At 68.5% G+C, this 7131-nt stretch carries 5 protein-coding genes; 2 read left to right on the forward strand and 3 right to left on the reverse strand.

What is annotated here, in order from left to right:
* Nucleotides 1-484: 484 nt before the first annotated feature.
* Nucleotides 485-2392, forward strand: coding sequence for an ABC transporter ATP-binding protein (locus HF519_RS28685; protein ID WP_169416106.1), 1908 nt, complete (start codon nucleotides 485-487; stop codon nucleotides 2390-2392).
* A gap of 415 nt (nucleotides 2393-2807) precedes the next feature.
* Here the strand turns inward: HF519_RS28685 and HF519_RS28690 are convergent, their stop codons facing one another.
* The 3 genes from HF519_RS28690 to lepB all read right to left on the reverse strand — a co-directional run bounded on the left by HF519_RS28690 (nucleotide 2808) and on the right by lepB (nucleotide 4937).
* A complete protein-coding gene (locus HF519_RS28690) occupies nucleotides 2808-3332 on the reverse strand; it encodes a peroxiredoxin family protein (RefSeq protein ID WP_169416107.1) in 525 nt (174 codons plus the stop codon).
* 52 nt (nucleotides 3333-3384) lie between these two features.
* Nucleotides 3385-3903, reverse strand: coding sequence for a MauE/DoxX family redox-associated membrane protein (locus tag HF519_RS28695; protein ID WP_169416108.1), 519 nt, complete (start codon nucleotides 3901-3903; stop codon nucleotides 3385-3387).
* A 578-nt stretch (nucleotides 3904-4481) separates the two neighbouring features.
* Nucleotides 4482-4937, reverse strand: coding sequence for a signal peptidase I (gene lepB, locus HF519_RS28700; RefSeq protein WP_169416109.1), 456 nt, complete (start codon nucleotides 4935-4937; stop codon nucleotides 4482-4484).
* A 796-nt stretch (nucleotides 4938-5733) separates the two neighbouring features.
* On the opposite strand from lepB, the gene HF519_RS28705 reads away from it, so the two are divergent.
* On the forward strand, nucleotides 5734-7071 hold the full coding sequence (locus HF519_RS28705; protein WP_169416110.1) for a hypothetical protein: 1338 nt from the start codon (nucleotides 5734-5736) through the stop codon (nucleotides 7069-7071).
* Nucleotides 7072-7131 lie beyond the last annotated feature (60 nt).

Consider the following 7131-nt stretch of genomic DNA (forward strand, 5'->3'; position numbering starts at 1 on the left):
ATATCCACCAGGGCCAATCCCGGCCTCCTGCGCACCCGTCGTTGACGAGCACCCAAGCAGGCCGATCACGGCCGGGTGTCCAACATGTCCTGCAACCACACTGTCAAACATCTCCCGCGACTCGACAACGGCCGCAGCGTTGCTGTGCTCAGACTTTCGATTCCGTATCAAGGCGGCTCCGGCGCCGGCGAAGTTGGACCGCCGGGCGGGCGTGCGGCCTCCGGCCGGTCCCGCCCGGCGGTCCAACTCGCACGCTTGTCTTCTGGCCAAGGTCACCTCCGCGGACGTGGCCAGGATTCCAGCTACCCGACTCCACCGAACCCGGGGCCAACCAGTATCCACGAACCGGATACAAGGCCCGAATCCACGAACGCCGTGTGATCTATGGTCCTTTGTATGGCTCCCCGCACGCGGCTTCCTCGATCCTCCTTGCTCAGGTGGTGCGCGCACGGACGGGTAACGACAGGCATGGACGTGACGGCTCGTGGCCGGTAGCGCCGCTCCTCGGCCGAACGGGCGGGAGTTGCTGGTCAACGCCGGGGTGGCGTTCCAGCAGGTATGGGCGGCTGCGCCGGGCCTTCTGCTCGCCTACCTGGTGGCGACCGCGGCCTCCGCCGGGGCTCCGGTTCTCGTCGCATGGCTGACCAAGAACATCCTCGACGGCGTCGTGGCCGGGGCCGCCTTCGGCGATCTCGTCTCAGGTGCGGTCACCTTGGCGGCCGCCGGCGCCGCTGTGGCAGTGGTCCCGCCGGTGAGCCGGTACCTGACCGGCCAGATCGAGCGGAGGTCCTCCCTCTACTCGACCGAGTGGTTGTACCGGGCGGTCGGGCGGTTCATCGGCCTCGGCCGCTTCGAGGACCCGGAGTCGCTAGACCGGCTGCGGCTGGCGGACAACAGCACCCGGGCGCCGGCCATGGTCGTGAACTCCGGGCTGCAGGCGGTCGGTGGCGCGCTGACCGTCACCGGGTTCATCGCGACTCTCGTCGTGGTCAGCCCGGTGATGACGGCCATCGTCCTCGCTTCGTCGATCCCGATCCTGGTCGCCGAGCTGGGGCTGTCACACAGGCGCGGGGCGATGGAGTGGCAGCTGGGCCCGGCCGAGCGCAGGGAGTTCTTCTACAGCAGCCTGTTGACCGAGGTGAACGCCGCCAAGGAGGTCCGGCTGTACGGGCTGTCGGATTTCCTGCGCGGGCGGATGTTGACCGAACGCCACGTCTCGGACTCGGCGCGGCGCACGATGGATCTGCGAGAGACATGGACCCAAGGCGGGTTGTCGCTGCTGGGCGCCGCGGTCGTCGGCGGTGGCCTGATCTGGGCGATCCGCGCCGCCACCCAAGGCGAGCTCTCCGTGGGTGACGTGTCCCTCTTCGTCGGCGGCGTCATGGGCGTGCAGGGCGCGGTCGGCGGGCTGATCTCGGGATTCGCGGAAGCGCACAACCAGGTGCTGATGTTCGACCACTATCGGCGGATCGTCGAGTCCGAACCCGACCTTCCGGTCCAGGCACGACCGCGGCCCGCCCCAGCCATGCGCCACGGCATCGAGCTGCGGGACGTGTGGTTCCGCTACAGCGACAACCACTCATGGGCGCTCCGCGGTATCTCCCTACACATCCCGCACGGTCGGGCCGTCGGGCTCGTCGGCCGCAACGGCGCGGGCAAGTCCACGTTGGTCAAGCTGCTCTGCCGGTTCTACGACCCGACGCAGGGGGCCATCTACTGGGATGGAATCGACCTGCGCGAGCTCGACCCGGACACGTTGCGACGCAGGATCTCGGGCGTGTTCCAGGACTACATGGAGTACGACCTGACCGCGGCCGAGAACATCGGGATCGGTGACCTCGACGGGCTGGACGACCGCAACCGGATCGTTGCCGCGGCTCGCCGGGCCGGAATCCATGACAAGTTGGTGACACTGCCCCACGGCTACGGGACCCTGCTCTCCCGGCTGTTCATGAGCGAGTCCGACAAGGTCGATGCCGAAACCGGCGTCGTCGTCTCGGGCGGCCAGTGGCAACGGCTCGCCCTGGCCCGCGCGCTCTTCCGCCACCAGCCGGACCTCATGATCCTCGACGAGCCCACCTCCGGGCTGGACGCCGAGGCCGAGGCCCGCATTCACGAGCAGATCCGGCTACACCGCGCGGGCCGCACGAGCCTGCTGATTTCACACCGGATGAGCGGCATCCGCGACGCGGACCACATCGTCGTGCTCGACGAGGGTGCGCTGGCCGAGGAGGGGAACCACGACGATCTGATGGCGCGCGGCCGGATCTACGCCGGGCTGTTCCGGATGCAGGCCGCGGGTTACACCGACGACGACGCCGACGCGGTGACGGAGCAGAACCAGGTCATCCAGTCGGAGACAGTGCCGATCCGGGCTATTCGGCGAAGATAGTAGCTGGAAACAGAACCGGCGGTAGTCGAATCCGCTGATCAGCGGACTCGACTACCGCCGAGCGACGCTACGCGGCTCTGCATCTAGATAACGTGAGCCGCAGCACATCGAACTGCTAGCAGTGCGGCCCACAAGGGATGCCCTTACGGCAGAAGGTGGGGCGCCCGCAGCCGTAGTAGCAGGTCCGGCTGTGGCAGCCGTTGCGGTAGCGGTGGCACCAGGTGCTCTCCTTGCACGCGGCCGCCGGAACCTCCGGCACGATTCGTGCGAGCACTCGATCGGCAATTCTATGCATCATACCCACTCGATTAAACCCCTCCCAGAATGAATGGTTCAGGCCACACCTTAGCGATCATGGTCGGCTGGTCGCAAGTCGTAGGCCGGGCGCTCGACATATCGTCGGATCGGTGGCCGACTACTTCGAAATTAACTCTTTGGCTTCCGCGGTCGAGAGGACCGCCGACACGACCATGTCGCCCTCGACCACAAAGAACGAAGGATAGGTGTTGATCTCGAATCCGGTCCCGATCGGTCCATCGGAATCCGACTCCCGCACCACGGGCACCGGCTCCAGCGCACTCAGCAGCTCGTCACCGCCCTCGCCCGACACCACTGCGAACCCCGAGGTCCCGGACGCCACCGCGGCCGCGAATTCGGGCGCCTGCTCCAGACACCCCGGGCACGAGGTCGAGAAGAACCCGATCACCCCGGGTTTGTCACCGAGGAACGCTGCATCCACCGTCCGGCCGTCTTCTGCCTTCGCGGTGAACGCCGGCACCTTCGAGCCGGCAGCCAACCCGCCGGGCGAGGCAAAGGCCGGCCCGAGGGAGGCGAACTTGCGCTCGTGCGTGGCGAGCCGCCGCACCACCGCACCCGTCAACAGCAGGTTGGCGACCACCAGAAGTCCTAGCGCCACCAGGGCGACCACGACGAGTTCCACGGGAACACTCCTTCAACGAGTCGAGAGCGTCGGCATCGGCCGGTCGACGCCACTAGCCGGCACGGGGAGCGACGACCTCGACCAGATCGTCGAAATTCGCGACGGCGGCCAGCACCACGGCGGCGAGCACGCCTGTGACCACGAACGAACCGATCGGGGGTGCGACCGCCTGGTACGTGGATGCGACGCCGCCGCCGGCGGTGGCGATTGCCGCGAGCACGACGTTGCGCACGATATGCGCGCCTTGCAATGGTGCGGCGACCGCACCGAAGCACCGGCAGCGCGGACGGGTGCCACGCCGCAGGGTCAGGCCGATGACAGCCGCGAATCCAGACAGCAGCACCGCGCCGAGCGCCAGACCGGCCACCGCGGTTGCCGGTACCAGCGCGAGCGGGACGACGGCGATCTCAGCGGCGGTCACCATCGCCGCGACCGGCACCCGCAAACGCGGTGGCACCTGAAAGTCGGCCAATGACCGCGCAAACCCCGACTGTTCCCGCACCTTGCCGTAAGCCGACATCGCGAACACGCCAGCCGTGATGAACTGGCTGGTCAGCAAGAGGTAGATCACGTGTCTTGGCTCCGGGGGGCCTCAGGCCCCGCAGCGCGAGACGATTATCGGCGGTTGAAAATTCTAGCCAATCGCCATAAGCGGCTACAAGATCGCCAGCTATGATGAAGCTCTCACGAATGGTGCTGCTATCACGCCACGAGTGGGGTCCGCCAGGGCCTCGCCCAGCTTGCGTACCAGCGTCACCTGCCGGGTCAACCGGGAGTTGTGCAACCCGGACCACAGATCGACGCGGGTACAGCGAGGGCTGGCGGCGGTGCGAGCGCTGCTGCCGTGGCGGCAGCGCTCTGCCACAGCTACCGGCCGACGGTGCGCCGGTGGGGGTGAGTCGTGCGACCGCCAGCTGTGCTTTCATCCGCGCCTGTTCCAGGCCGAAACCCCAGCCGCAGCCCTCCATGACACTGCGGGTCGGCGGGCTTTGCCTTCAGCGGGTTGCGTCACCATCGAGCGCCCGCCGCGCGGCAACATTCCTCTGCCGGCGGTGTACGGCGCGAGGAATTCCAGGCCCGGACAGCCCTCACGGATGCGTACGCATGCTCTTTCCCTGATCGAATTGTCTCCGCGGTGATCGGAAGCGCTCAAGAGGGGGATAATCGCGCCACGACCACACCGACGAGCTCGCTGCGCGGGATCGCGCCCCAGCTGACCGAGTCCGCGCTGTCGTGAGCATCGCCCTTGACGAACACGTGCCCGTCCGGGACCGGCCACGTCGCGTCCGTGCCGTCGATCGTTGCGCCGAACTGCTCGACTGAGCGGCGGACAGGGGAGAGCCGGTCCAGCGGGACCCGGGCGATCTCGCCGGGCAGCGCCAGTACACGCTTGATGAATAGTGCCGATCCGTCGCCGCCCGCCGCCGCGGGTACCCGGCCGACGACGATCACGCCGCGCCGTAGTGGCCGCCACGGACCCGGTCGCATCGCGAGCAGGCGGTCGCCGTCGTGCAGAGCCGGGACCATGCTGTCGCCCTGCACTCGGATGATCCGCAGGAGGTGCCCGAGCGCGCGCATTCGTGTGCGCTGCGGAGGGGTCAGCATGCGTGAATCTTAGGCCCCCGTCGCGCGCCCGCCCGCCGCGACCGGTGTGACGACCGAGCCGAGAGTCGCTCCGTCTCGTACTCGTCTCACAGACGGGGAGAGGACTTGAGGTCAGTCCGCCAGCGTGGTGTGCGACAACTACCGCGCGATCTTCAATGAGCGTGACGGCGCGGGGCAGCCCGCCGGTGTGTCGCCGCCGGTGACGGGGTGAGGCTCTCGGTAAGACAGCAGTCGACCAAGATCCGATGCCCCAACCGGCAGCCTCGTTGCTGTCTTACCTTGCCGCGATTCCGTTGTCGAACCACACGCTCACCCAGCTCAGCCAGCATCGTCCAATGACCGGAGTGGGTTTCAGTCAGACATGAGTCAGATCGTCGACTCCACCTACACGGCGGTGACTCAGAGCTGAAACAGCGCCCTCGCCGGGCGGGCACGTCTCCGGGATGGCACTCGGAAGGCGCGGGGGAGCGGGCCCGGCCCCCGGGTTACTCCGGGAATCAACGGCAAGTACTGAAGACGGCCCGCGTTTCCTAGAAGACGCGGCTGGGAGTCCGCGCAGCGCGCGAGCTGGCCCCGGTGGTCTGGCCAAGGGCCAGGGGGCCGGCCACGGTGACCCTGTAGTCCCGCTCGGGTGATGCGCGGGCACACAGCTGCGAGGACAGTTGCCGGGCCGCGTTCCGGGGTCCGCGGATCCCGCAGCGCCGCTGCGCAACGAACGGAACATGCCTGCCCGTCCCGGCTCGCGCGGGCACCGCGAGCCGGACGCGGGCGGTGGTACCGAGCCGCGGGAGTCGCCATGTCCGCCGTTGATGATCTGACAGAGCTCGTCGAGCGCGTCGGCGCGGCGGAACGGGCCGCGCTCGCGTCGAAATGGAAGGAGCGCCCCGACGTCGAAGCACTGAGGCGCAAGGTCCAGCGGGCCGTCGACGAGCAACGTGACCTGGAACGGCGATCGACCACGGCGGCCGCCCTGACCGGCAGGCGGGCGCGCCTGCGGGAGGCCTTTCTCAGCGGCGACCTCGACGACCCGGGGCGGCCCGCCGACGGCGTACCGTCCGCACCGGAGCAGGTCAGCCACGCCGCCGCCGCCCGCGCCGAGGCCGATGCCGTCGCAGCGGTGACCATGGCGCGGCTGGCGCTGCAGGAGGCCCATCTCGCGGTTCTCGACGCCCGTCTCGCCCGGATCGATGCCGGCGAGGCCGAACCCGAGGCGGCGGCAGCCGACGGACACGTCCCGCTGCAGGGACGCAACGCGGTGAGCCGGCACGGGCCGGCGCTGGCCCGTGGCCTCCGGGGCGAGATCGAGTACATCCTTACCCGCAGACCCCGCACGGTCGTGAAGAGCCTGGCCATCAGCCTGGCCATGGGCCTGCTGTACCTCGGCTTCCTGAGGGTGTTCGCGTGGGACAGGAACCAGAAGTGGTTGCCCTACCTCGGCCTGTGGGTGATCTCGGTGGTCATGGGCGGCGCGGTGTGCCTCAACGCGATGAGCTTCGACGCCATGAGAGTCCGCGCCGCTCTCGACGGCGGCGCCCGGCTGTGGCACCTGCTGGTGATCAAGAACCTCGCCCTGGCCAGCCTGGTCGCACCGGTCGGCTTCCTGCTCAGCGGTCTGCTCGCCTGGCGGGCCGGTGACCTGGCCGCGTTCTTCAAGGCCTGCGCGTTGCTGATCTGTTTCATCGTGCTGTGGCTGGGAGTCGGCAACGTCCTGTCGGTGCTCCTGCCGATCCGCGACGAGCCGATCTGGAACCGTAAGCAGTCCGGCACCCTCAAACAGTTCATCATCGCCTTCACGGTGTCCTACCTGATCGGCTACCTGGTGAACCTCATGCTGATCTGGCGGGTGTTCGCGGCCCGGGAGATGGCCTCGAGGCTGGGCGAGGTGGTCGTCCCGGCGATCTTCGTCGTGCTCAGCAGCGTCACGATGTGGTTCCTGCTGACGATCTTCGCGGTGGCGCTGTCCCAACAGCCGAAGATCCGCCGCGCGCTGTGGCGGGAGATCGCCGACTACAACTCCAACGCCGAAGCGCGGGCATTCGCCGAACAGGCGGCGCGGGCGCAGGCGCAGCCCGCGACGCCCGGATCGGCGGGAGCGACCGGACGGGCCGACGACCGGTCGGCTTCACGCGGCTGACCGACCGCTGCGTCGGTGGGCCGGTTCGAGCTGAGGGCCCAGGCCGTGATCGTCACGTCC

The organism is Pseudonocardia bannensis (assembly GCF_012911875.1).
In the GTDB taxonomy this organism is placed as follows: Bacteria; Actinomycetota; Actinomycetes; order Mycobacteriales; family Pseudonocardiaceae; genus Pseudonocardia; species Pseudonocardia bannensis.

What these genes read in the sequence shown, in the direction of transcription:
- lepB (WP_169416109.1), bottom strand. Translation starts at nt 4,937, where the DNA reads ATGCTGACCCCTCCGCAGCGCACACGAATGCGCGCGCTCGGGCACCTC.
- HF519_RS28705 (WP_169416110.1), top strand. Translation starts at nt 5,734, where the DNA reads ATGTCCGCCGTTGATGATCTGACAGAGCTCGTCGAGCGCGTCGGCGCG.